The following is a 24,128-nucleotide window of genomic DNA, read 5'->3' as shown; positions in this document are numbered from 1 at the left end:
GAACACTAGCAGTAGCGATGCTATTCCATGCCGGTGCATCTCCCGTGTCCCAGTGGGGAGATGGGGACGTGCGCGAATGAAAAGAAGGAATGAAAAACGACCTGCGGGGCGGTGTCATCGAGAACCGCCCCGCATACGGGAGCCCCCTGTCGGATTCGAACCGACGACCTGCTGTTTACAAGACAGCCGCTCTGGACCAGCTGAGCTAAGGAGGCATGCACGCGCTGTCACGCACGCGCCCGTGCAGTGTACCCAGGTTCCGAGTGGGCCCCGTCGAAAATTTCCGCGAAGTTCACATGCCTCCAGGTACTGACAGATCAGGCGAACGCCGGGTACCGTCCAGAGCCAGTCCGCACATGTGGACTAAACAACCACCTTCCTACAACGGATCGTCCGGCACGTTCCTGCCGGTAGAAGGGGGCCCATTCACCATGGCCACTGTCTCGTTCGACAAGGCGACCCGGATCTACCCGGGCACCGAGAAGCCCGCCGTGGACGCGCTCGACATCCACATCGAGGACGGAGAGTTCCTCGTTCTGGTCGGCCCGTCCGGCTGCGGCAAGTCCACCTCGCTCCGCATGCTGGCGGGGCTCGAGGACGTCAACGCCGGCGCCATCCGCATCGGTGACCGCGACGTCACGCACCTGCCGCCGAAGGACCGGGACATCGCCATGGTGTTCCAGAACTACGCGCTGTACCCGCACATGACCGTCGCCGACAACATGGGCTTCGCGCTCAAGATCGCCGGCGTGCCGAAGGCGGAGATCCGCCAGAAGGTCGAGGACGCGGCGAAGATCCTCGACCTCACCGAGTACCTCGGCCGCAAGCCGAAGGCCCTCTCCGGTGGTCAGCGTCAGCGTGTCGCCATGGGGCGCGCCATCGTGCGTGAGCCGCAGGTCTTCCTCATGGACGAGCCGCTGTCCAACCTGGACGCCAAGCTCCGTGTGTCGACCCGTACGCAGATCGCGTCGCTGCAGCGCCGTCTCGGCATCACCACCGTCTACGTCACCCACGACCAGGTCGAGGCCATGACGATGGGCGACCGCGTGGCGGTCCTCAAGGACGGTCTGCTCCAGCAGATCGACACCCCGCGCAACATGTACGACCGCCCGGCCAACCTCTTCGTCGCCGGCTTCATCGGCTCCCCGGCCATGAACCTGGTCGAGGTGCCGATCACCGACGGCGGCGTGAAGTTCGGCAACTCCGTCGTCCCGGTCGACCGTGACGCGCTGGCCGCCGCCACCGACAAGACCGTCACCGTCGGTGTCCGTCCCGAGCACTTCGACGTCGCCGGTGCCGACTCGGACCAGGGCCTCGCGGTCACCGTGAACGTCGTCGAGGAGCTCGGCGCCGACGCGTACGTCTACGGCACCGCCAAGGTCGGCGGCGACGACGCCAAGGACCTCGTCGTCCGCGTCAGCGGCCGTGACGTCCCGGAGAAGGGCAGCACGCTGCACGTCGTCCCGCGCGCGGGCGAGACCCACGTGTTCTCGACCTCCACGGGTGCGCGGCTCTCCGACTGAGAGCGCGAACGACGGCAGGAACAGGCAGCACAACCCCGGGTAATTCACCCAGGTTGACGAGAAGGGCCCCGCAGACCCCTGCGGGGCCCTTCTCGTTGTCGACAAATACCCCGGCAGATCGGTCATTTCGAGCGCTGTACGTCAACGCAGCACCGGAAATTGGGGCTGCCGCATCCCCCAAACCGGTGACCGAATGTCGCCATGTCAGCACCGAACGCTACCCTCACTCGCGTGAAGCACTCCACCACCCAACAGACACGACGCGGCCACCGGGGCCCCGCCCGCCAGCTCGGCCGCACTCTCGCCCTCGTCCTGCCCGTCGTCCTGGTGCTCTCCGGGACCCTCGCGGTCACCCGGGTCAACTGGTCGGGGAACCCCTCGGACTCGGTGCTCACCGCGACCGACGTCTCGAGCGCGGGCGCGAAGAACGCCGCCCCGCGTGCCCCCCAGGACGTGCTGCGCGACCAGCTCCTGACCGAGCTGCAGGCGGAGAACCCGGGCGTCGCCCTCACCCACCTCCAGCAGGCCGTCCACGACCGGCCGTCCCTGGCCCGGCACTGCGCCTCGATCGCCCGCGCCCTCGGCCGCGCCGCGGTCCGCATGTACGGTCCGACGCGTGCGCAGTCGTACGCCCGGCCCGTCTGCGACACGGCGTTCGCTTCGGGGGTGGCGGCGGCACACAGCTAGCCCTTGTCGATCCTCTTTCGAGGAACACTCCGGAACACTCCTCTTCCGGACGGTAACGGCTGATTAAGGAACGGTTGCCGGCGAATGCCGCGAGCGGGGCGCCGCGTACAGTTCGGTCATGACTGATCCGAACGCCGCGTCCCGCCCCGTTCAAGCCGTCATCCTGGCCGGTGGCCAGGGGTCTCGGCTGCGTCCGTACACCGACGACCGGCCCAAGCCGATGGTCGAGATCCCCGGTACGGGGACGCCGATCATCGGCCACCAGCTCGCCTGGCTCGCCGAAGAGGGCGTGACGGACGTGGTGGTCAGCTGTGGGCACCTCGCCGAGGTGCTGCAGGACTGGCTGAAGTCGGCCGATCTTCCGGTCCGTGTGACGACCGTCGTCGAGACGGAGCCCCTCGGGCGAGGCGGCGGCCTGAAGTACGCGGCCGCGCATCTTCCGCACCCGGACAAGGCCTGGTACGCCACCAACGGCGACATCTGGACCCGCTTCTCGCTGCGCGACATGGCGGACTTCCACACCGAGCGCGACGCGGTCGCGACGCTCGCCCTGGCTCGGCCTCGTATCCCGTGGGGTGCGGTGAAGACGGACGGCTTCGGCCACATCACGGACTTCATCGAGGCTCCGCCGTCGACCTTCGAGATCAACGCGGGCGTCTACGTCTTCTCGCCCGAGTTCGCCTCCCTCCTCCCCGAACGCGGCGACCACGAACGCACCACCTTCCCCCACCTGGCCCGGGAACGCCGCCTCGCCGGCTTCCCGATCCCCCAGGGGGCGTACTGGCGCGCCATCGACACGGCGAAGGACCTCAGGGAGGCGGCGAAGGAACTGGCGGCTCTGGGTCGCTGACGCCCCCAGCCGCGGGCAGTCGTGCCGCTGGGGCGGCACGGGTGGGCGCGGGCGGCACCCCGTCAGCGCCGGGCCGCGCGACCCACCCCCGGCCCAGCCACGGTGCCGGCGCGGCACGGCACGGCGAGGGGCCCCGGACGGAATCGTGTCCGGGGCCCCCTCGTCGTCGTGGCGGGCGGCGAGTGTTCAGCCCAACAGGCCGCCCACCAGGCCCGGTTCGTCGGGTGAGGAGCCGCCCGTCGAGCCGCCGCCGGAGGAGGGGCCTCCGGAGGTCGGGCCGGTGCTGGTGCTGGGGGCCTCATTGGTCGGGGTGGACTGCTGGGGCGGGGCCTGGCCCCCGGTGCCCTGCGTCTGGCTGGGCGCACCGGCGCCCGCGGTGCCCGTGTCGCTGGTGGCACCCGGCGTCGTCGCGGCGCCCGCGCTGGGGCTCGCCGTGCCCGACGTGGCGCCCTGGGTGGGCGAGTTGGCGGCCGACGGCGTCCTCTTGTGCCGCTTGTCCGGCTCCTGCGGGAGAGGGGAGCCCGGCAGTTCGTTGCGGGGGGCCTCGCCGGGGCCGGGAACGACGACACGGTCGGCGTCGCGGACCGCACCGCCGAGGACGGAGCCGATGAGGAGGGTGAGGCCGGTGACGATCGCGGTGACGAGGGCGCCGCGGCGCAGGACGTAGCTACGCAGCTCCCAGATGTCGGCGCGGGGGCCGAGGCGCCGCCAGGCCATGCCGGCGAGACGGCCGTCGATGGAGTAGACGGGGGCGCCGGCGATAATCAGCGGGGACCACGCGGCGAGATAGATGATGTCGGGGGCGTCGTAGGCGGGGACGCTCTTCCAGCTGACCGTGAGCAGCAGCGCGGCGGACAGCAGGGCACCGACGACCGCGGCGACCCGCTGCCAGCACCCCAGGACCGTGAGCACGCCCACGATGACCTGGAAGAAGGCGATGACCAGGCCGGAGCCGACCGGGTGCTCGAGTGCGAACTGGCGGAGGGGCTCGGCGACTTCCCACGGGTGCAGGGTGTTGAGCCACTTCACCATCGAGCCGCGCTTGCCGCCGTCGAAGTAGACGGGGTCGCAGAGCTTGCCCATGCCGGCGTAGATGGAGATGAAGCCGAGGAAGACCCGGAGCGGGAGCAGGACGACGCCGAGGTTCATGCGGCGGCCGGGGTAGTAGGCGTGCCGCGCGGCATCGTCGCCGCCGGGCCGCTTGAGAGGCGCGCCGGTTTCGTCGGCCGCTTCGGGCTCCTCGAACTGCTCGCCCTCATAGGGGAGCTCCTCGTCGTACGCACTCTCGACCGTGCGCATGTTCGACAGGAGTCGGGCCTCGACGGACTCGTGCGTGCGCTGCGCGCCGACGATCGGGGTTTCGACGGTCTGCGCCAACTCGTCGTCGTACCCGCCCTCGTAGCCCCGGCCGTAGCCGTCGAACTCGACGCGCGGGATGACCTGGGTGCCACCGGGGAGCGGTTCGTCGCCGTGGCGGATGCTGCCGTCCCGCACCGCCTGGAGCAGGCGGTGGGCGCCGGTGTCGTCGGGCGCGGACGTGCCGTTCCAGACGGCGACCCGGCGGCGGGCGCCGGGGGCCGCTCCCGCTCTGCCGGCCGCGTTGACGACGGGGATGCGGGTGGTGTTCTCGGTGGCGCTCAGGTTCCGTGCGATGCGCGGGGATTTCGTCCGCCCGGTCGACGCGCCCAACAGCACGCGGAAGCTCGCGTGATTGACGATGATCTGCGCCGGATCGCTCGGCACCTTCACCATGCTCAGCGCGGGAGCGTCGTCGTATCCCGACGAGCGGTCCCCCGTGGGTGTGCGGGGTGTTCTGGTGTCCACACTCAACTAACCGAGTGACGTGTGGTTAGGACACTGCCTTGACCCGTCCGATCTGTCCGGACCCCGTCAAGGATGCGCAGGTCGCACCACTGTCACCAGAATTAACCCGCACGGGTGACGTCACGGATGTCTGTTCAGCCGCGTCGACGGGCCGCCTCGTAGAGGACGATCCCTGCCGCCACACCGGCGTTGAGGGACTCCGCGCCGCCCGGCATCGGGATGCGCACGCGGAAGTCGCACGTCTCGCCCACGAGGCGGGACAGGCCCTTGCCCTCGCTGCCGACCACGATGACGACCGGGCCGTCCAGGGCCTGGAGGTCGCCGAGTTCGGACTCGCCGTCGGCGGCGAGACCGACGATCACGATGCCCGCCTTCTTGTACGCCTCCAGGGCGCGGGTGAGGTTCGTGGCGCGGGCGACCGGGGTGCGGGCCGCCGTGCCGGCGGACGTCTTCCAGGCACCCGCGGTCATGCCGGCCGCGCGGCGCTCGGGTACGACGACGCCGTGGCCGCCGAAGGCGGAGACCGAGCGGACCACGGCACCGAGGTTGCGCGGGTCGGTCACGCCGTCGAGGGCGACGATGAGCGGGTCCTCGCCGTCGTCGTAGGCGGCGTTGGCCAGGTCCTCGGGGTGGGCGTACTCGTACGGCGGGACCTGGAGGACCAAGCCCTGGTGGTTGAGGCCGTTGGTCATGCGGTCCAGCTCGGGGCGCGGGGCCTCCATGAGGTTGATGCCGCCGCGCTCGGCGGCGAGCTGGAGGGCCTCGCGGACGCGCTCGTCGTTGTCGATGAACTGCTGGACGTAGAGGGTGGAGGCCGGGACGCCCCCGCGCAGTGCCTCGACGACCGGGTTGCGGCCGACGACCATCTCGGAGGCGGACTTTCCGCCGCGGCCACGCGGCGCGGGACGGCGTACGGACTGCTTCGCCTTGGCGCCCGCGATGCGGTTCTTCTTGTGTCCCTTGCGCATCTCGGCGGGCGGGGTCGGGCCCTTGCCCTCGAGACCCTTGCGCCGCTGGCCGCCACTGCCGACCTGCGCGCCCTTCTTGCCGGACATGCGGCGGTTGTTCGCGGCCATGACCTACCTGTCTGTCGTGAGACTTTCGTACGTACGTTTATGCAGTGTGCCGCCCGGAGGGCCGGGCGGCACAATCGATCTTCCCGGACTCGGACTCCGTCAGCGTGGGCCGAGGCTCCACCGGGGGCCCTGCGGGCCGTCCTCGATGACGAGGCCGGACTGGTTGAGCTGGTCGCGGAGGGCGTCCGCGGTGGCCCAGTCCTTGCGGGAACGGGCCGCCTCGCGCTGGTCGAGGACCATGCGGACCAGGGTGTCGACCACACCGTGCAGATCATCGCCGCGGTCGGTCTCACCGGCCCAGTGCGCGTCGAGCGGGTCCAGGCCGAGGACGCCGAGCATGGCCCGCACCTCGGCCAGGCGCGCCACGGCCGCTTCCTTGTCGTCGGCGGCCAGGGCGCTGTTGCCCTGACGGACGGTGGTGTGCACGATGGCGAGCGCCTGCGGGACGCCCAGATCGTCGTCCATCGCCTCGGCGAAGGCGAGCGGGACCTCGGCGGACGGCTCGACGACGCCCGCCTTCTCCACCACGCGCTGCACGAAGCCCTCGATGCGCGCGAACGCCGACTCGGCCTCACGCAGGGCTTCCTCGCTGTACTCGATGGTGGAGCGGTAGTGCGGGGTGCCCAGGTAGTAGCGCAGGACGATCGGGCGCCACTGCTTGACCATCTCCGACACGAGCACGCTGTTGCCGAGCGACTTCGACATCTTCTCGCCGCTCATGGTGACCCAGGCGTTGTGCACCCAGTACCGGGCGAACTCGTCGCCGTAGGCCTTGGCCTGGGCGATCTCGTTCTCGTGGTGCGGGAAGATCAGGTCGAGTCCGCCGCCGTGGATGTCGAAGGCGGAGCCCAGGTACTTGTGCGCCATGGCCGAGCACTCCAGGTGCCAGCCCGGGCGGCCCCGGCCCCACGGCGTCTCCCAGTCGGGCTCACCGGGCTTGGCGGCCTTCCACATCGCGAAGTCGCGCGGGTCCCGCTTGCCGGTGATGCCCTCCTCGGCGGGCTGGCGCATCTCGTCGAGGTCCTGCCGGGACAGCTCCAGGTAGGAGGGCCAGGACCGGACGTCGAAGTAGACGCTGCCGTCCGCCTCGTAGGCATGTCCGCGCTCGATGAGACCGCGCATCATCTCGACCATCTCGGTGACATGGCCGGTGGCGCGGGGCTCGTACGTCGGCGGGAGGCAGCCGAGGGCGGTGTAGCCGTCGGTGAAGGCGCGCTCGTTCTCGTAGCCGATGGACCACCAAGGGCGGTCCTGGTCGACGGACTTGGTGATGATCTTGTCGTCGATGTCCGTGACGTTCCTGATGAACGTCACGTCATAGCCGCGGTACGCGAACCAGCGGCGCATGATGTCGAAGTTGAGACCGGAGCGGATGTGGCCGATGTGCGGCGCGGCCTGCACGGTGGCGCCACAGAGGTAGATCGAGACACAGCCCGGCGTGAGCGGGGTGAAGTCACGGATCTGCCGGGCGCTGGTGTCGTACAGGCGAATAGTCACGAGTCCAGGGTAGTGGGCGGGAGCGAATGCCTTGCGACCTTCCCACTCAAGGGGACGTATTCGTGACATCCCCCGCGCCCAAGGCCGTTCAGCCGGCCCGCACCACCAGCGCCGTCGCCACCGCCATCAGGCCCTCGCCGCGTCCCGGGAAGCCCAGTCCGTCCGTGGTGGCGCCCGACACCGACACCGGTGCTCCAGCCGCCTCCGAGAGGATCTTCTGCGCCTCGTCGCGGCGCTTGCCGATCTTGGGGCGAGGGCCGACGACCTGGACCGCGATATTGCCGATCCGGAAGCCCGCCTCGCGCACGATCCGCGCCGCCTCCGTCAGGAGCACGACCCCCGAGGCCCCGGACCACTCGGGCCGCCCCGTGCCGAAGTGCTGTCCCAGGTCGCCGAGGCCGGCCGCCGAGAACAGCGCGTTGCACGCGGCGTGCGCGACTACGTCCGCGTCGGAGTGCCCGGCGAGGCCCGGCCCTTCGCCCTCCCACTTCAGGCCCGCGCACCACAGCTCGCGACCCTCCTCGAAGGCGTGGATGTCGGTGCCGATGCCCACCTGGGGCAGCACCGGCAGTGCCTCAGAAGCCATCGTTCAGCCTCCGGCGCGCCAGGACCGCCTCCGCCAGGACCAGGTCCAGCGGGCGGGTGACCTTGAAGGCCTCCTCGTGGCCGGGTACGACCACGACCGTCTCGCCCAGCTGCTCGACCATGCTCGCGTCGTCGGTGACGTTGTCGGTGACCGTCTCGTGGGCGCGGACCAGCGTCGCGCGGTCGAAGCCCTGCGGGGTCTGCACGGCCCGCAGCCGGGCCCGGTCGGGCGTCGCGACCACCGGCTCCGGCTCCCCCGCGGCCGCGGCGGGCTCGACTTCCTTCACCGTGTCCGCGAGGGGCAGCGCCGGAACGACCGCAAGGGCGCCTTCCCGTACGGCCTCGATGACGGCGTCGACCGTGTCGACCGGGACGAGCGGCCGGGCGGCGTCGTGCACCAGCACGATGTCATACGCGGGCGGCAGCGCGTCCAGCCCCAGCTTCACGGACTCCTGGCGGCTCTCCCCGCCGGGCACGACGAGGAAGTCGGTGCGCTCGGGCAGCGCGTGCGCGTCGAGCAGCGACTTCACCTCGCCTGCGCCGTCGGGCGGGGCCACGACGACGACCAGGGAGACGGCGCGGGACGCGGCCAGCGCGCGGACGGCGTGGATCAGCATGGGCGTGCCGTTCAGCGCGCGGAGCGCTTTGGGGGCGCCCGGACCCAGGCGTACGCCACGGCCGGCGGCCGGGATCACAGCGGCAGTACGGATTTCCGCGGGCGAAGGGCGCGAATCGTCAGACATCGGTTCCTGTCAGGTTTGTGTGCTCGGCCTACGTGGGTATGGCCTCAGCGTGCCGGGCGCGACGCCTTGACCGGACCCTTCCGTGACACCGGTCGAGCCAGCAGCCCGGGCCCGGCACGCCAAGTATCGGGGGGATCTCCCTCCGAGGGTGAACCCGCGTAACCCGCGTACGGCGTCCGAGGTACGGCGACCGAGTGCGAACATGCCGCAGCGCCCGGCGACGAGAGATACGTCATCGGGCACCGCGGCATTTCTTTAAAACAACACACAGCAGTGTGCTGAACCGAGGCGGATGGACCGCGTCAGGACGCGAGGACCTCGTCGAGCAGGGCCTCGGCCTTGTCCTCGTTGGTGTTCTCCGCGAGAGCGAGTTCGCTCACCAGGATCTGGCGGGCCTTGGCGAGCATGCGCTTCTCACCGGCGGAGAGTCCACGCTCGCGCTCACGACGCCACAGGTCACGCACGACTTCCGCGACCTTGATGACATCGCCGGAGGCGAGCTTCTCCAGATTTGCCTTGTAACGACGCGACCAGTTCGTGGGCTCCTCGGCGTACGGCGCGCGCAGCACCTCGAAGACCCGGTCCAGCCCGTCCTGACCGACCACATCACGTACGCCGACGAACTCCGCATTGTCCGCTGGCACACGTACCGTCAGGTCACCCTGGGCGACCTTCAGCACCAAGTAGGTCTTGTCCACGCCTTTGATCTGGCGAGTTTCGATGGCCTCGATCAGCGCGGCCCCGTGATGGGGATAGACCACGGTGTCGCCAACCTTGAACGTCATGTGACAGGTACCCCTTCCGTGGCTATCCAGGGTAACACGGAAACTGCGGGTTCTGAATGGCGTTTTCGCAGGTCAGGGCATATCTCGGGGCTTGACAACTCCGACAGGAACGTGCTGCGCGGGCCGAGTGGAAGAAGGTATTCGCAGGTCGGAGCGGCTCTGCGGGTGAGGTGAAACGCGTACGTTACACACATCCGGCGGCGCGTCCGAGTGGCCGAACGTCCACATATGTCCGGTTCCAAGTGTGCGACTTCCGCTACTCCGTTCGGCGTCCGGAGGCGGGTACCGGACGAATCCAGAATTGATCACGGCCAGGTCGGCAGCACGGTTGGTGATCAATTTCGGGAGGGTCACGCATTCCTTCACGGAAATTTTGCGCGGGGCCTGGAAGACGGCTTGGAAGGCGGCTTGGAAGGCAGCTTGGAAGGCGGCCTGGAAGCGGCCTTGGAACCGGGTTATGTGAATGACGGAGGAGCGGGCGGCAATGTGACTCCCGGGTCACTTGTGAGTGAAGTGACGGGTGGTGGAAGAGGTACTTCGACGGCACATGGCCGCTCAGGGGAGGGTCGGGTGCGGTCGCGCGGGAACGGCTCGGTAACCTAAGGCCGCTGACAGACACTTAGGGCGGCTTTACGCGCCCGCCCCGTTCGAGTCAAGGAGTTGCCGCCGCCGTGAGCAGCAGCCTTCGACGCGGCGCCCTCGCCGCGGCCGCCATCGCGTTCTCCATCACGTCGCTCGGTGCGTGCGCCGCCGGCAACAACAGCCAGACGCTGGAGATCAAGCCGGACAACGCGGCCACCACGGTCGGCGACATCAAGATCCAGAACGCCATCGTCATCACCCAGCCCGACCTGGAGTCGACCGGTCCGGCCGCGATCTCCGCGACCCTGTTCAACTCCGGTCGCACCGCCCAGACGCTGGACGCCATCAAGGTCGACGGCACCGACAAGACCGCCGAGCTCAAGCCCGCCAAGGGCGGCGGCAGCCTGACCATCCCGGCCGGCGGCTCGCTGATCCTCGGCGGCAAGGACAACGCCTCCGCCGTGCTGTCCAGCAGCCGCGAGGCCATCAAGGACGGCAACGCCCAGAAGATCACCTTCACCTTCAGCAAGACGGGTGACGTGAGCCTGCGCGCGTTCGTCGTCCCGGCCGAGCACTACTTCGAGGGCTGGGGCCCGAGCGCGGTCCCGGCGGCGCCGGGCAAGACGTCCTCCCCGACCGGCTCGCCGAGCGGATCCCCGGCCGAGGGCACCCCGGCCGCCCCGACCGGTGAGGCCTCCGCGAACGCGACGTCCACGGACGGCACCGCGGCCGGCGCCGGTGCCGGTGCCGGTGCCGGTGCGGCGACCCCGTCCGACAGCGCCTCGCACACGACGGCCGGTCACTGAGCGGTCGTACCGCACCGAGCGGCCGTACGGCACTGAGCGGTCGTACGGCACCTGCACAGTCGTAGAGCGTGGAAGAAGGGCGGGCCCCCGGAAACGGAGGCCCGCCCTTCGACGTGGTGCGTGTGTTGTTTACGGCTCGAACTTGTAGCCCAGGCCACGCACCGTCACCAGGTACCGCGGGGCGCCCGGGTCCGGCTCGATCTTGGCGCGCAGGCGCTTGACGTGGACGTCGAGGGTCTTGGTGTCACCGACGTAGTCGGCGCCCCAGACGCGGTCGATCAGCTGCATGCGGGTCAGGACGCGGCCGGCGTTGCGCAGGAGCATCTCCAGGAGGTCGAACTCCTTGAGGGGGAGGTCGACCTTGGAGCCGGAGACCGTGACCACGTGACGGTCCACGTCCATCCGGACCGGGCCCGCCTCCAGCGCGGCCGGGGTGACCTCCTCGGGCTCGCCGCGGCGGCGCAGGACGGCCCGGATACGGGCGACCAGCTCGCGCGAGGAGAACGGCTTGGTGACGTAGTCATCGGCTCCTATTTCCAGGCCGACCACCTTGTCGATCTCGCTGTCCTTGGCGGTGACCATGATCACCGGGACGTTGGAACGGCCGCGCAGTTGACGGCAGACCTCGGTGCCCGGCAGGCCGGGCAGCATCAGGTCGAGGAGGACGAGGTCGGCGCCGTTGCGCTCGAACTCGTCGAGTCCGTCGGGCCCGGTGGTCGCGACGGCGACCTCGAAGCCCTCTTTGCGGAGCATGTACGACAGGGCGTCGGAGAAGGACTCCTCGTCCTCGACGACGAGCACACGGGTCACGGAAGGACCTCCGGGGCGGAAAGCGTTTCGTACGCGGTTGAGTCAGGCGGTGAGTTGGGGGATCTGCGGGGATTCGAGCCGGTGGACTGTCCGGCCTCGTCGTCGAGGTCGGGGTGCTGCTGCGCACGGTCGCGGGCCGCACCGGCCTCCGGCAGCCGCAAGGTGAACGTGGAGCCCTGTCCCTCGGAGCTCCACACCGTGACCTCCCCGCCGTGCGAGGCGGCCACGTGCTTGACGATCGCGAGACCGAGGCCGGTGCCACCGGTGGCACGGGAACGGGCCGGGTCGACGCGGTAGAAGCGCTCGAAGATGCGCTCCTTGTCCTTGTCCGAGATGCCGATGCCCTGATCGGTCACGGCGATCTCGACGAGGTCCCCGCCCGGGGCGCTGACCCGGCGGGCGGCGATGCCGACGCGGGTACGGGCGGGCGAGTAGTTGACGGCGTTCTCGACGAGGTTGCCGAGGGCGGCGGCGAGCTGGCCGCGGTTGCCCCAGATGCTGAGGTCCTCGGTGCCGCCCGCGGCCATGTTGATCTGCTTCGTTCCGGCGGCGTGCCGGCAGCGGTCCATGGCCTCGGCGACGAGTTCGTCGACGCGGACGGGCTCGGCGTCCTCCAGCGGATCGTCGTTCTGCACCCGGGAGAGGTCGATGAGCTCCTGCACCAGGCTGGTGAGCCGGGTCGCCTCGATCTGCATCCTCCCGGCGAAGCGCTCCACGGCCTCCGGGTCGTCGGAGGCGTCCATGACGGCTTCGGAGAGGAGGGAGAGGGCACCGACCGGCGTCTTCAGTTCATGGCTCACATTGGCGACGAAGTCGCGCCGCACCGCCTCTATGCGCCGGGCCTCGGTGAGGTCCTCGACAAGGAGGAGGACGAGGCGGGAGCCCAGGGGTGCGACGCGCGCGGACACGGCGAGGGCCTCGCCGCGTCCGGTGCCACGTCGGGGCAGGTCCAGCTCGACCTGCCGTATCTCGCCGTCGCGTCTGGTGTCCCGGGCCATCTGGAGCATGGGCTCGACGGAGAGCTTGCCGCCGCGCACCAGGCCGAGGGCGTACGCCGCCGAGCTGGCCTTGACGACGGCGTCCCCCTCGTCGAGGACGACGGCGGAGGAGCGCAGCACCGACAGGACCGTGTCCACGCCGGGGGGCAGGACCGGGTCGGTGTGCAGGGAGGTTCGGGTGGGTCGCTTCAGGTCGCGTTCGCTCCAGCGGAACGCCAGCATGGCGATGACGCCGGTGAGCACCCCGGCGATCGCTGCCGCTGCGGCGACCGCCGCGTTCACGTCCATGCATCCAGGTTAGGCATGGGGCAGGCAGTGGCCACAGCCGTCGGAGTGCGAGCTCGAACACTCGTCGCCCAGAGTTCACCTTGGAGCCAGTATTGGTTCATTTGGGGTGGCGGAAACGGACGCGTAGCGGCCGGAAGGTAGGAGTGTGGGGTTCGCACAGGCGATTTCGCATGGTGATCGCATGGGTGACCGCGTGCGTGGTCGCGTGCGTGGTCGCGCGGGTGATCACGCGGGTGATCACGCGGGTGACCACGTGGCGATCGGGTGGATGATCGCATGGTGGTCGCACTGGCGGTTTGATGACAGTCCGACTGTCGTTTTCACGGCAGTCTTATGGTCGGAGGTCACGACAGTAAGACTGCCGGTTCAGACGACAAGACTGCCGGTTCGACGACAGTCTCCTGGCCCCGGAACCCCCGAGGCAGACGTAAGAGAGGGACCCTGATGCGGGACGCGTACCACGAGGAACTGGACTCGATCGGCGACAGCCTGGTGGAGATGGCCCGGATGGTCGGGTCGGCGATCGGGCGCGCCACGACGGCGATCCTCGACTCCGACCTGAAGCTGGCCGAAAGCGTGATCGAGGCCGACCAGAAGGTCGACGACCTCCAGCACGAGCTGGAGGCGCGGGCCATAGCCCTGCTGGCCCGCCAGCAGCCGGTGGCGACCGACCTGCGGATAGTCGTCACCTCACTCCGTATGTCGGCGGACCTGGAGCGCTCCGGCGACCTCGCCCAGCACGTGGCGAAGCTCACGCGGCTGCGCTACCCCTCCCGGGCGATCCCGCAGGACCTGCACGCCACCATCCTGGAGATGGGCCAGCTCGCGCAGCGCCTGATGGCGAAGGCGGCCGAGGTGATCGTCACCAAGGACGTCGACCTCGCCCTCCAGCTGGAGCAGGACGACGACGCGATGGACCTCCTCCACCGCACGCTCTTCCAGCACCTGATGGACGAGCGGTGGAAGCACGGCATCGAGACGGCGGTCGACGTGACGCTGCTCGGCCGTTACTACGAGCGGTACGCCGACCATGCGGTCGCGGTCGCGAAGCGTGTGGTGTATCTGGTGACGGGTGAGCACGCTGATGAGCTGCAGGCCGACATCCAGCCGGTTTCGGGCGTGGAGGGGGCGTAAGCCGTAGCCGTAAGCCATACGCCGACGCGGGGCTTGCGGGGGCTGTTCGGGGCGTGTGCAAGCCTCTGTGCGCCGTTGATGCGCCCAGCGGGGCGGGCATGGAATGGGCACAGGCACCAGCCTTGAGGAGGGACCATGGCCGAATCCCCCAGCACTCCCGGCACCACACCCGACCCCACCCGGGAACGCCCGTCCGAGCAGCCCGCCGACATCAGGAGCCTCCCACTCTTCGGCGCCTGCGGCTGCGGCTCGGGGTGCGGGTGCGGATGCCAGTCGGGGAATCCCTGCCAGTGCGGGTGAGGGTGTAGGGCGCAGGGCGCGTACAGGTGCAGAAGTACTGCGGCGTACGACGCCGTGGATCTCGTACGACGGTGAAGGGCCTCGGCGTGAATGCCGGGGCCCTTCGTCGTGCTGGTCGTCGCGGACGGGCGCAGCATGGAAGGAGAGTGAGAGCAGGCGAGCGCACTCCGAGGACCGGAGGTCCGAGGATCGTCAGGAGGTGCGAGGCATGGCTCAGTACATGGACGTACACCACAACATGAAGGGCATCACGGCCGATCAGCTCAGGGAGGCCCACAACGCGGACCTCGCCATCGAGAAGGACGAGCAGGTGCACTTCGAGCGGGCGTGGGCCGACCCCGAGTCCGGCGTCGTCTACTGCCTCTCCGAGGCTCCCTCGGCGGAAGCGATCCAGCGCATCCACGAGCGCGCCGGCCACAAGGCCGACGAGATCCACCCGGTGCCGCTGTCGGTCTGAGACGCGGGTGGGACGAAGCTTCGGGGCGCATCGGGAAGGAGGTGCGAGTCCAGTGACACGCTTCATGGACGTCCACCACGGAATGCAGGGCATCACGGCCCAACAGCTGCAAGAGGGCCACGACGCCACCGCCGCGGTCGAGCAGGAAGAAGGAGTTCACTTCGAACACGCCTGGGCGGACCCGGAGTCCGGCACGGTGTACTGCCTCAGTGAGGGTCCCTCGGCCGAGGCCGTCCAACGTGCCCACGAACGCGGGGGCGGCGGGGTGCCGGACGAGATCCATGCGGTGCCGCTGAGCGTGTGAGTTCGGCACGGCGGAGGAACAGGACAGAGTCAGAGGAACAGTACGGAAGGGGAAACGGCCCCCGGGCTGCGGGTGATGCAGGCCGGGGGCCGATGCGTGGGCTCGGGCGGCCGGGCGGGGCGCCGTATGGGTCGTGCGGGCCGTACGGGTCGTGCGGGCCGTACGGGCCGTACGGGAAATCACCGGCGTCGTGCCGTGCGTGACGCCTCGGGGTGCTCGCGCCGGGCGCTCCCGACAGGCGATCCGTGGGAAACGGACTTACGGTCGAGCGGTGGGCGCTGCACCGGGTGAGGTGCCCTCACGTGCCGGCGCCGACCGTCGACTTCCCTCACGACCCCAACAGGAGACGCCCTGCCATGGCCACAGCATCTGAAACCCCGGTACTGGACACCCTCGCCGCCATGACGGTCGACTCCGTCGAACGGTGCGGGCTGGTGCCGGAAACCTTCATGCTCACCCGCATCGCCGCCCTCGCCGCTTCGGACGCCCCGCCGATCTCCTACGTCGCCCACATCGACCCTGCCATCCAGGCCGGGCTGACTGCCGAGCAGGTGCAGGATGTGCTGATTGCCATCGCGCCGGTGGTGGGTACGGCGCGTGTCATGACGGCGGCCGGCAATATCGCCAAGGCGCTTGGCATCACGATTACGGTGGCGGACGCGGAGACCGAGGCGGCTCAGGGGCGGGCGTAGAGACGGCACCAGGTTCAGCTGAAGGGAACGGCGTCTGCCGGGGCGGTGTGCCAGTTGGTGACGATCGGCTTCTCGACCGTGATGGTGCCGACCGGCAGGGAAACCGGGTTGGGGTCGTCGTCACCTACGCCGACGATGATGCTGTCCAGTTCCTTGCCACCATCTCCGTTGGTGGTCTTCGGGTTCACCCCGGCGTAGGCGGTGGTGCTCCCGCTCAGCTTTATCTGCTCGCCTACGGCCTGCTCGGCGGGACCCGCCTGGGTGCCGTCGGATCCGAACGCCACGGTCGGAAGCGCGGCGGGCAGGTAACAGGTGATCCCCGACTTCGCCTTCGCGGTGATCAGGATGTATCCGCCGGCCTGGGTCTCGGACCTGGTGCTCCAGGAGATGTCGTTGGCGCCGCAGCTCTGCTCGACCGGCTCCCGCTCACCGTTGCCGGTGTCGGCGCCGGATCCGGCTCCGTCCTCGGTTCCCTGGCCCGACGCGTCGGAGCCCTTGTCGGTGCCCTGGCCGCTGCCCGCGGTCGCCGAGCCGGACGGGGTGGCCGCATCGCCGGCCGCGGTGGCGGACGACGAACCCTGCGGGGCGGCGGTGGCCGTGTCCGCGTCCGTGTCCGCGTCCTGGCATGCGGTCATCAGCATGGCGCCGCCCACGATGGCTGCGGAGACGAGGAAGGCCTTGCGACGGTTGCCGGACATGAAATCCCCCTGTTGGTCGGTCGGTTGAGGCCGAAGCGGCTTCGGCTGCTCGGTCCTGCTCGATCACTATGAGGGGGCTGCGAGCCGTAGGGATCCCGGCGCCTTCGTTCCAGGACAACGCTGTCACAGGCTGGTGACATGATCACGAAGAGTTGGGGGAGCCCCTGCCGGGCTCGTAAGGGAGCGACCTGCGGTTTTCGAGCGGTTTCTCCGGGCGCGGGCGTACGAGTGAGTGGGCCCTGTGTGGATCCGTTGGCCTACGCTGCGGTTCATGGGGGCGAGGAGCTGGCGCGGTGTCCGTGGGCGGGTGGAGGCTCTGGCCCGTGCTGACAAGGCGCGGGAAGTCTTCGGCGCGTGGGGACGGTACCGGGGAGCAGGGCATCGGTTCCGGCTTGCTGATCCGCTCTCGGAGGCGGAGGTCGCCGAGGCGGAAGCGCAGTGGGGTGTGTCGTTGCCCGTGGACTACCGGGCCTTCCTCCTCGAAGTCGGTGCCGGGGGTGCCGGGCCGGGCTACGGACTCACCGTCCTGAGCCGTACACCTGCCGGGTGGCTGTGGAGCGACCCGGGCGGCGGCACGGTCCACGAGCGATTGCGCTCCCCCTTTCCCGGTGTGGAGGAGAGCCTGCGTGTTCAGGCAGAGCATGAGCGCAAGGAGCCGGTCGAGCCCGACTTCGAGGACCAAGCAGCGTTCCATGAGGCGTATCGCGTCTGGCTGGAGGAGGACGAGAGGCTGTTCGACTGGTTCGCGTCCGGCGCCGTATGCCTCAGCCACGAGGGATGCGGCTATTTCCATTGGCTGGTCGTCTCTGGTCCGCAGCGGGGGCAAGTGTGGCTTGACGAGCGTCCGGGGGACGGAAGGTTCAGTCCCCTCGGAGAGGTCGGGTTCGCTGATTGGTACCTCGACTGGGTCGAGAAGTCCGAGGCTGTCGTGCGGGGCGCACACTAGGAGGGACAGTCAGGTGCGCCGGGCTTGAAAAAGCATGCACAGACCGGGAGTTCGGCACCTCGCTGGTGCGCGAGCGGCAGCGAGAAGCCCCCTACCCACAACCGCAGGCAGGGGGCTTGATCAGCTCGCGTTACTTCTTCTTGCCCTGGGTCTTGCCGGGGATCTTGGTGACCTGCATTCTCCCTGCTCAGGAGGAGTGGCATCGCGCACCTGGTGGACGTCGTTGGTCGTCATTGGCCACCGTTGGGCGACCTCGGACGGCCCAGGGACGGCCCAGCTTCGCGCGTTCGGCTGACAGCCGGCACCATCGATGCGAACCGTCTGAACCTCAGCCGAGGACAGTCAGCCACGATGGCGAGGACGCCGACCGGCGACGCACGTGTATGCCTCGCTGCACCCCCACCGGACCCAGCCACGCTGCCGATGCCGTCGACCAGAGCGAGCCACGACGGCAGACCCGTCACGACGATGCCTGAGCCCTCAGCTTGGGAAGCTTGGGTTCCACGGGGTCGACAGTCCCCGCTGACCTGCTGCTGAGCGGCGTCATGACCTGAGGCTGTCTCTGGGTGGGTGACCGCTGTTCCCCGTGGTTCCCCGCAGTATCTGGCAGGGTTCTGGCACGACACGTAACTCTGTGGCCGCAGTGCGGCGTCACGCCCGATGATTGGGGCCATGGATGTTGTCGTTCAGCGGGTGTGCACGTCGTGGACGAAGAAGTCGCGCGGCGGCCCTGAAGCTGCTCGCAGAAACGCCGCCCCAACGGCCTTCTTGCTGCCTCCGGGCATGACTGCTGGCCTCCACGAGGTCGCCATGCGGGAATCCGATTCCTTCGAGCCTCGTACACAGGTGCAGGATCTGTCGGCACCCGGGACGATCCTCCGCGAGGTCGATGGGCTGCTGCGCGTGGACCCACCAGAGGTGAGCATGTTTGCCATGCCACGACGCAATCGGCGCCCGCCTGCCGTTCGTCTGGCTCGTGACCAATGGCTGCAATGGCAGATCAACTACCGGTTCGTCGGCCGTTGTGATGGGGCCTGGTCCTATCGACTGGAGACGTTCAACATCCTCTACGGCTCTGCGATGCCCGACGTGTTCCTAGGTGTGCCGGCACGCCACGTAGACGAGCGGCGGTCCCTGCGCTGAACTCTGCGGCACGTTGTCCGTCCGCGTTGTCACGCAGTTAGACACTCACTCGGAACGGAGCCCGATGTGCGGGATCAGTGCACGTCAGCTCAGACCTCCCCCGGTCTCTCGTTCCGATCCACTCACGCGGAGCAGATCATGCATAGCGCCGCGTGCGGCCGCCACAAAGGTGTCGATGCGGTCAAGCAGAGCGGAGTGGACCTCGAACCACGAATCGACGGGCGTCTTCTCCCCTGGCTCACTACGACCTCCGTCCTCCTGCCAACGGCGCAGCGTTCGGAGTGCGGGAGGCAGCCGGGACAGAGACATCATGATTATGTCGCCAAGCCTGTCGCCATCGTGATTGACGGCATGAGCGTCGATCAGAAACTGCTGGTACACCTGTCGACGGTGATCGATCTGGAGCTCTCGTACCTGTCGACGCTCTTCGGCTAGTAGCAGTCGCGCCTGCTGCTGTTCAGCAGACAGGAGCTGGAGCCGTTGCTGCTCCGAGAGGGCTGCATCTTTACGCCGTTCCGACCGGAAGGTAACTGCTGCGGTCAAGCCGCCGCCTGCGAGTGTCCCTAGGACGCTTACGGCCGCCACGAGTAAGGAGTCCGCCATGGCCCTCATGCTGCCAGCGGAAGATCTGTGCGTCAGGAGAATGATCACAGAGGACACCCACCTGGCCGGCGTCGAGACTGGGCCGCCGCATCGACCAGTAGCCGAAGAAGTGACGGGCCGGGTCTCTGACCTGCGGCCGTGCATTCGGTCAACGCTGCGACCTGCGACTTAGCCGTCGGTGGTTGTCAGCGTTGGTCGTCATTGAGCACCCCCGCACGGCCCAGAGACGGCCCGAGCGGGGGTGCACTCGGCCGTCCACGATCGGCACATCCCCCAGACTAGTTTTGCCGCCTGCTTCAAGGGCACACGGCCAGTGACACTCCGCGGAGGTACTGAGATGAGTGCCGGAGAACGGGCCAAGGCGAAGGCCGAACAGGTGGTCGGAAAGACTGTGCGGAAGGCGGCCCACGCTCTGCACAAAGGAACCCTCGAAGCAAAAGGCGCCGCTCTCGAAGCACGGGGCATGATGCGCGGCGCGAAAGACCGGTCCAAAGGCTCCCTCAAGCACTGACGGGTCGCTGCTGTACCGCACGGAGGGCCTGACCACGGTGGTCAGGCCCTCGGCGTGTGTCCGGTCCGATTGCCTACAAGCGTGGTGGGAGTTCCTCGTCCTGGTCGGCTGGGCGGACGGCCATGGCGACAGCGCGGCCGGCGTGCCGGCATACGGCGGATCGCTACCTAGATGTCGCCGCGCACCGCTTTAGGAGCGAGGTTGGGCGATCATAGGCGTGACCTGCGGGTTCCCTACCTTGGGCAGGGTTCGGTGGAACTCACTGCTGTGCACCCTGGTTCCCCGTGAGTCCCCGTCCGTTCTGGCACGGGAGTGGCACGGCCCGGAAGCGGCCCCTGGCTGTCAGGCTCGGTGTTGGCGTCAGCTCTCTTCGTAGTGCTTGAACTTGTCGAGCGTGGCCTGTGTTTTCGCACGTTCTTGAGCAGAGAAGCAGTTGGGGTTCTGTGTGATGACGTAGGCGTGCGTCCGAATGCTCAAGACCCATTCGTCGGCCTTGCTCAGGTCGTCATGACCGAACCGGTCTGCCTCGTGTTCTGCCTTCTTCTCGACGGTCCGCGTGGCCGCGCAGTCCTCGTTCTCGGGCTCCACTGCTGTGGCATGGCCTGCTGCGAACCCCCTCCGCCGGCAAGGACCGCTGTGATCACCACGCCCAGGAACAGCCTGGGCGTGAGCGGGTGTCTTGGCGCAGCAAGCCCGTGTTCGCCCCGCCCAAGGGGGCAAGCTGCGGGATGTACCGCTTCCCGGGCCGGTCGCCGATGCGCTCCGGGAGCACATGAAGCGGTTCCCGCCGGTCGAGATCACCTTGCCGTGGAAGGTGGCCGCCGGGCCTCCGGTGATCAAGCAACTGATCTTCACCGGACCTCGCGGCGGCCATGTCTGGCGTACGTCTCTCAACGAGGAGGTCTGGAAGCGGGCGCTGGCCTCGGCCGGGGTGATCCCCGAGCGGAAGCCGGGCGAGTCGTACGCCGAGTCCCGCGAGAACGGCATGCATGCGCTCCGGCACTTCTACGCCTCGCTGCTCCTGGACGCCGGAGAGAACATCAAGGCCCTCGCCGAGTACCTCGGCCACTCGGATCCAGGCCTGACGCTCCGCGTGTACGCGCACGTCATGCCTTCCAGCCAGGAGCGTACGCGGAAGGCAATTGCAAGCACTTGCGAAGAAACGATGCGCTCAGGGACTAAACAAGGAAAGCGCAAAGCGTAAACCGGAAAGCGTAGCCGGAAAGCCAAAGCGGAGAGCTAAGCGGAGAGCTAAGCGGAGAGCTAAGCGGAAAAGCCAAGTCGGACAGCTAAGCGACTAAGCAAATCGCTTCTCTCGCAAGGGAAAAGGGTCCCTTACTAACGTGCGACAGCAACACCCCGGAGAGCAGGGCGACACGAGGTGATACAGGACAGCACCAGACAGCACGGTGCGACACCAGGCAGCATGGAGCGGCATGGTGCGGCACAGGGCGACACGGAGCGGCACGAGGCGACTCCTGGAAAGATTGGAGAGTCTGGAAAGTCTCCAAGGAATGTTGGAGTTCCGTAGCTGTCCACGATCGTGGGCAATCCGTCCACGCGAGCAAGGCGGCTTTTAGCTGCACGTTTGTCTGGCGCGTGATGACTATGGGAAAGTTCCAGCGGCATGCGAATGCCGCCCGGCCAGGGGCGGCATTCGTCTCCATTGCCACGTCCCAGAAATCACCTTGCCAAGTGAACCGAGCACAGCTGGAGCGCCCCATGGTCCCACGCGTCGGCGTGACCGTCGACATCCACCCACGCGATCTGCCGATAGCGCTCATCGGCACAGCCGGTGGTGCGCTCGCCCTCTGGGCCGACGCTCCCGCAGAGATCGCCGTCCCCGTGGCGCTCCTGATCGTCCTCGATATCCGCGTCCGGCGCTGGCGCCGTCGCACCTGACGGCCCAGAGACGGCCCAGCCCCACCAAAAAGCCCCCGCCCCGCGAGAAACTCGCAGGTCGGGGGCTTACCAGCGTCGCTTTACTTCTTCTTGCCCTGGTTCTTGACCGCCTCAATGGCCGCCGCAGCAGCCTCGGGGTCCAGGTACTTCCCGCCCGGCGTCACCGGGTTGAAGTCGGCGTCGAGCTCGTAGTAGAGCGGGATGCCCGTCGGGATGTTCAGGCCCGCGATGTCGGCGTCGGAGATGCCGTCGAGGTGCTTGACGAGGGCGCGGAGGCTGTTGCCGTGGGCGGCGACGAGGACCGTGCGGCCGGCCAGGAGGTCCGGGACGATGCCGTCGTACCAGTACGGGAGCATGCGGACGACGACGTCCTTCAGGCACTCCGTGCGGGGGCGCAGCTCCGGGGGGATGGAGGAGTAGCGCGGGTCCGACGCCTGCGAGAACTCCGAGTCGTCCTCGAGCGGCGGGGGCGGGGTGTCGTACGAGCGGCGCCACAGCATGAACTGCTCCTCGCCGAACTCGGCGAGGGTCTGGGCCTTGTCCTTCCCCTGAAGGGCGCCGTAGTGGCGCTCGTTCAGGCGCCACGAGCGGTGGACGGGGATCCAGTGGCGGTCCGCCGACTCCAGCGCCAGCTGCGCCGTACGGATGGCGCGCTTCTGGAGGGACGTGTGGACCACGTCGGGGAGGAGGTCGGCGTCCTTCAGGAGCTCGCCGCCGCGGACTGCCTCCTTCTCGCCCTTCTCGTTGAGGTTGACGTCCACCCAGCCGGTGAACAGGTTCTTCGCGTTCCATTCGCTCTCGCCGTGGCGGAGGAGGATCAGCTTGTACGGTGCGTCGGCCATGCCTCAGAGCGTAATCCACGCCTTCGTCCCCTCGCGTGGCTGCCCGAAGGCCGGACAGTTGACGGCATCTGTTAATTGAGTGGTCGGCGTGGAGTGGATCTCCGTAAGTTGTGAGCACCGTCTGAGCCACTTACAGCCGTGCCGCTTGCATCCATGGGGGATCCCGATGTCACTCGCCAGCCTGAGACGCGCCACCCGGGAAAGCGTCTCCGGGCTCCCCCGCGAGTTCTGGTGGCTCTGGACCAGCACACTCGTCAACCGGCTCGGTGCCTTCGTCGCCACCTTCATGGCCCTGTACCTGACCCTCGACCGCGGCTACTCCGCCTCCTACGCCGGTCTCGTCGCCTCACTCCACGGGCTCGGCGGTGTCATCTCCTCCCTCGGGGCCGGGGTCATGACCGACCGGCTGGGGCGGCGGCCCACGCTCCTCGTCGCGCAGGCCTCCACCGCCCTCTCCGTCGCGCTGCTCGGGTTCATGCACCACCCCGTCGCGATCGCCGCCGTCGCGTTCCTCGTCGGTATGGCCTCCAACGCCTCCCGCCCGGCCGTGCAGGCGATGATGGCCGACATCGTGCGCCCCGAGGACCGGGTCCGCGCCTTCTCCCTCAACTACTGGGCCATCAACCTCGGCTTCGCCGTCTCCTCCATGGCCGCCGGTTTCATCGCCGAGGTCAGCTACCTCTCCGGGTTCCTGATCGAGGCGGGGATGACGGTCGTCTGCGCGGTCGTCGTGTTCGTCAAGCTGCCGGAGTCCAAGCCGGTCGCCACGGCCAAGGCCGCCGAGGCCGAGGTCGGGCTCGGCACCGTCCTGCGCGACCGGCGCTTCATGAGCCTCGTCGGGCTGTCGTTCCTGGTCGCCGTGATCTTCCAGCAGGGGTCGGTCGGACTGCCCGTCGCCATGGGCGAGGCCGGGTTCACGCCCGCGGACTACGGTCTGGTGGTCGCCGTCAACGGCATCCTGATCGTCGCGCTGCAGATCCCCGTCACCCGGTTCATCGAACACCGCGATCCCGGGCGACTGCTCGTCATCTCGTCCGTCCTCGCCGGGTACGGCTTCGGACTCACCGCCTTCGCCGGGTCGGTCGGCGTCTTCGCGCTCACCGTGTGCGTGTGGACCCTCGCCGAGATCGTCAACGCGCCGACGCAGACCAGCCTCGTCGTACGCCTCTCCCCTGTGCACGGGCGCGGCCGCTACCAGGGCATGTACACCATGTCGTGGTCCGTGGCCGCCCTGGTCGCCCCCCTGATGTCCGGCTTCGTCATCGACCGCTTCGGCGCGGAGTGGCTGTGGGGGCTGTGCGCGGTCGTCGGCACGGTGGCGGGGCTCGGGTACGGAGCGCTGATGCGGCGGCTGCCGGACGACCCGGGGACGGAGGTGGCCCCGGTCGCCGAACCCCCGGCCGGGACCCAGGCGGAGGCGGAGATGGGCGCGGCCTGACGCCCCGTTCCCCTCTCCGGCCGCCGCTCTTCTCCTACTGCCGCCTGCGTCGCGGCGCGTGCGGGGTATACAAGAGGGTGCGGTGCGGGGGCCGTTGGGGCCGC

The 24,128-nt window shown here is 68.8% G+C and carries 25 protein-coding genes, 1 tRNA gene and 1 pseudogene; 15 read left to right on the top strand and 12 right to left on the bottom strand.

Annotated elements, in window-relative coordinates:
* Window positions 1–140: 140 nt before the first annotated feature.
* Window positions 141–215 (bottom strand) — tRNA-Thr (locus ACTMVF_RS27885).
* 216 nt (window positions 216–431) lie between these two features.
* Here ACTMVF_RS27885 and ACTMVF_RS27880 point away from each other — a divergent pair.
* The 3 genes from ACTMVF_RS27880 to ACTMVF_RS27870 all read left to right on the top strand — a co-directional run bounded on the left by ACTMVF_RS27880 (window position 432) and on the right by ACTMVF_RS27870 (window position 3,060).
* Window positions 432–1,523, top strand: a complete 1,092-nt coding sequence (locus tag ACTMVF_RS27880; protein ID WP_441273849.1) for an ABC transporter ATP-binding protein — start codon at window positions 432–434, stop codon at window positions 1,521–1,523.
* Window positions 1,524–1,754: 231 nt separating this feature from the next.
* A complete protein-coding gene (locus ACTMVF_RS27875; protein WP_301999645.1) occupies window positions 1,755–2,210 on the top strand; it encodes a hypothetical protein in 456 nt (151 codons plus the stop codon).
* Window positions 2,211–2,328: 118 nt separating this feature from the next.
* The gene (locus ACTMVF_RS27870; RefSeq protein ID WP_441273848.1) at window positions 2,329–3,060 is read left to right on the top strand and encodes a nucleotidyltransferase family protein; all 732 of its coding nucleotides are present in this window, start codon (window positions 2,329–2,331) and stop codon (window positions 3,058–3,060) included.
* Window positions 3,061–3,246: 186 nt separating this feature from the next.
* On the opposite strand, the gene ACTMVF_RS27865 is transcribed toward ACTMVF_RS27870, so the two are convergent.
* From ACTMVF_RS27865 to ACTMVF_RS27840, 6 genes are all read right to left on the bottom strand, one after another.
* On the bottom strand, window positions 3,247–4,884 hold the full coding sequence (locus ACTMVF_RS27865) for a DoxX family membrane protein (RefSeq protein ID WP_441274056.1): 1,638 nt from the start codon (window positions 4,882–4,884) through the stop codon (window positions 3,247–3,249).
* Between the two features lie 134 nt (window positions 4,885–5,018).
* A complete protein-coding gene (rlmB, locus tag ACTMVF_RS27860) occupies window positions 5,019–5,960 on the bottom strand; it encodes a 23S rRNA (guanosine(2251)-2'-O)-methyltransferase RlmB (protein WP_441273847.1) in 942 nt (313 codons plus the stop codon).
* Window positions 5,961–6,059: 99 nt separating this feature from the next.
* Window positions 6,060–7,457, bottom strand: coding sequence for a cysteine--tRNA ligase (gene cysS, locus ACTMVF_RS27855; protein WP_441273846.1), 1,398 nt, complete (start codon window positions 7,455–7,457; stop codon window positions 6,060–6,062).
* A gap of 88 nt (window positions 7,458–7,545) precedes the next feature.
* Window positions 7,546–8,043, bottom strand: a complete 498-nt coding sequence (gene ispF, locus ACTMVF_RS27850) for a 2-C-methyl-D-erythritol 2,4-cyclodiphosphate synthase (protein WP_441273845.1) — start codon at window positions 8,041–8,043, stop codon at window positions 7,546–7,548.
* Entirely contained in the window at window positions 8,033–8,785 is a 753-nt protein-coding gene (gene ispD, locus ACTMVF_RS27845; RefSeq protein WP_441273844.1) for a 2-C-methyl-D-erythritol 4-phosphate cytidylyltransferase, read from the bottom strand. The genes ispF and ispD overlap by 11 nt, the downstream gene beginning before the upstream one ends.
* A 302-nt stretch (window positions 8,786–9,087) precedes the next feature.
* Window positions 9,088–9,570 (bottom strand): CarD family transcriptional regulator, encoded by a 483-nt coding sequence (locus ACTMVF_RS27840; RefSeq protein WP_003953493.1) that lies wholly within the window; start codon window positions 9,568–9,570, stop codon window positions 9,088–9,090.
* Window positions 9,571–10,241: 671 nt separating this feature from the next.
* On the opposite strand from ACTMVF_RS27840, the gene ACTMVF_RS27835 reads away from it, so the two are divergent.
* Window positions 10,242–10,958 carry a DUF461 domain-containing protein gene (locus ACTMVF_RS27835; protein ID WP_441273843.1) on the top strand — a complete coding sequence of 239 codons (717 nt, stop codon included), beginning with the start codon at window positions 10,242–10,244 and terminating at the stop codon, window positions 10,956–10,958.
* Window positions 10,959–11,087: 129 nt separating this feature from the next.
* On the opposite strand, the gene ACTMVF_RS27830 is transcribed toward ACTMVF_RS27835, so the two are convergent.
* Together ACTMVF_RS27830 and ACTMVF_RS27825 are read right to left on the bottom strand one after the other, a co-directional pair.
* Window positions 11,088–11,768 carry a response regulator transcription factor gene (locus ACTMVF_RS27830; RefSeq protein WP_015659563.1) on the bottom strand — a complete coding sequence of 227 codons (681 nt, stop codon included), beginning with the start codon at window positions 11,766–11,768 and terminating at the stop codon, window positions 11,088–11,090.
* Window positions 11,765–13,054: a sensor histidine kinase gene (locus tag ACTMVF_RS27825; protein ID WP_441273842.1), complete on the bottom strand. Its 1,290-nt coding sequence runs from the start codon at window positions 13,052–13,054 to the stop codon at window positions 11,765–11,767. Before ACTMVF_RS27825 ends, ACTMVF_RS27830 begins: the two co-directional genes overlap by 4 nt.
* A gap of 444 nt (window positions 13,055–13,498) precedes the next feature.
* On the opposite strand from ACTMVF_RS27825, the gene phoU reads away from it, so the two are divergent.
* The 4 genes from phoU to ACTMVF_RS27805 all read left to right on the top strand — a co-directional run bounded on the left by phoU (window position 13,499) and on the right by ACTMVF_RS27805 (window position 15,941).
* The gene (gene phoU, locus ACTMVF_RS27820; RefSeq protein ID WP_441273841.1) at window positions 13,499–14,188 is read left to right on the top strand and encodes a phosphate signaling complex protein PhoU; all 690 of its coding nucleotides are present in this window, start codon (window positions 13,499–13,501) and stop codon (window positions 14,186–14,188) included.
* A gap of 508 nt (window positions 14,189–14,696) precedes the next feature.
* Window positions 14,697–14,945 carry an SCO4226 family nickel-binding protein gene (locus ACTMVF_RS27815; RefSeq protein WP_441273840.1) on the top strand — a complete coding sequence of 83 codons (249 nt, stop codon included), beginning with the start codon at window positions 14,697–14,699 and terminating at the stop codon, window positions 14,943–14,945.
* A gap of 52 nt (window positions 14,946–14,997) precedes the next feature.
* On the top strand, window positions 14,998–15,249 hold the full coding sequence (locus ACTMVF_RS27810; protein WP_403342336.1) for an SCO4226 family nickel-binding protein: 252 nt from the start codon (window positions 14,998–15,000) through the stop codon (window positions 15,247–15,249).
* A gap of 356 nt (window positions 15,250–15,605) precedes the next feature.
* On the top strand, window positions 15,606–15,941 hold the full coding sequence (locus ACTMVF_RS27805; protein ID WP_441273839.1) for a carboxymuconolactone decarboxylase family protein: 336 nt from the start codon (window positions 15,606–15,608) through the stop codon (window positions 15,939–15,941).
* 14 nt (window positions 15,942–15,955) lie between these two features.
* Here ACTMVF_RS27805 and ACTMVF_RS27800 read toward each other — a convergent pair whose 3' ends face one another.
* Window positions 15,956–16,639, bottom strand: a complete 684-nt coding sequence (locus ACTMVF_RS27800) for a DUF4232 domain-containing protein (RefSeq protein ID WP_441273838.1) — start codon at window positions 16,637–16,639, stop codon at window positions 15,956–15,958.
* A 271-nt stretch (window positions 16,640–16,910) separates the two neighbouring features.
* Between ACTMVF_RS27800 and ACTMVF_RS27795 the strand changes: the two genes are divergently transcribed.
* From ACTMVF_RS27795 to ACTMVF_RS27780, 4 genes are all read left to right on the top strand, one after another.
* A complete protein-coding gene (locus ACTMVF_RS27795) occupies window positions 16,911–17,585 on the top strand; it encodes an SMI1/KNR4 family protein (protein WP_441273837.1) in 675 nt (224 codons plus the stop codon).
* A 672-nt stretch (window positions 17,586–18,257) separates the two neighbouring features.
* Window positions 18,258–18,728 (top strand): hypothetical protein, encoded by a 471-nt coding sequence (locus tag ACTMVF_RS27790; protein WP_441273836.1) that lies wholly within the window; start codon window positions 18,258–18,260, stop codon window positions 18,726–18,728.
* A 138-nt stretch (window positions 18,729–18,866) separates the two neighbouring features.
* Window positions 18,867–19,163, top strand: coding sequence for a hypothetical protein (locus tag ACTMVF_RS27785; protein ID WP_441273835.1), 297 nt, complete (start codon window positions 18,867–18,869; stop codon window positions 19,161–19,163).
* Window positions 19,164–19,668: 505 nt separating this feature from the next.
* Window positions 19,669–19,842, top strand: a complete 174-nt coding sequence (locus ACTMVF_RS27780; RefSeq protein ID WP_441273834.1) for a hypothetical protein — start codon at window positions 19,669–19,671, stop codon at window positions 19,840–19,842.
* A 360-nt stretch (window positions 19,843–20,202) separates the two neighbouring features.
* Here ACTMVF_RS27780 and ACTMVF_RS27775 read toward each other — a convergent pair whose 3' ends face one another.
* Window positions 20,203–20,430 (bottom strand): hypothetical protein, encoded by a 228-nt coding sequence (locus ACTMVF_RS27775; protein WP_441273833.1) that lies wholly within the window; start codon window positions 20,428–20,430, stop codon window positions 20,203–20,205.
* Between the two features lie 95 nt (window positions 20,431–20,525).
* Between ACTMVF_RS27775 and ACTMVF_RS27770 the strand changes: the two are divergent.
* A pseudogene (locus tag ACTMVF_RS27770) lies at window positions 20,526–21,046 on the top strand (tyrosine-type recombinase/integrase); the annotation flags it as partial.
* Window positions 21,047–21,537: 491 nt separating this feature from the next.
* Complete coding sequence (locus ACTMVF_RS27765; protein ID WP_441273832.1) at window positions 21,538–21,744, top strand: hypothetical protein; 207 nt, start codon at window positions 21,538–21,540, stop codon at window positions 21,742–21,744.
* An 80-nt stretch (window positions 21,745–21,824) separates the two neighbouring features.
* Here ACTMVF_RS27765 and ACTMVF_RS27760 read toward each other — a convergent pair whose 3' ends face one another.
* Window positions 21,825–22,586: a phosphoglyceromutase gene (locus tag ACTMVF_RS27760; protein WP_441273831.1), complete on the bottom strand. Its 762-nt coding sequence runs from the start codon at window positions 22,584–22,586 to the stop codon at window positions 21,825–21,827.
* Between the two features lie 166 nt (window positions 22,587–22,752).
* Here ACTMVF_RS27760 and ACTMVF_RS27755 point away from each other — a divergent pair, with 166 nt between their 5' ends.
* On the top strand, window positions 22,753–24,024 hold the full coding sequence (locus tag ACTMVF_RS27755) for an MDR family MFS transporter (RefSeq protein ID WP_441273830.1): 1,272 nt from the start codon (window positions 22,753–22,755) through the stop codon (window positions 24,022–24,024).
* Window positions 24,025–24,128: the final 104 nt, after the last annotated feature.

Origin of the sequence: Streptomyces sp. SD31, from assembly GCF_052068475.1 — a bacterium.
Classification (GTDB): Bacteria; Actinomycetota; Actinomycetes; order Streptomycetales; family Streptomycetaceae; genus Streptomyces.
Note: the sequence above shows the minus strand (reverse complement) of the source record. Positions and strands in the feature narration are given on the sequence as shown.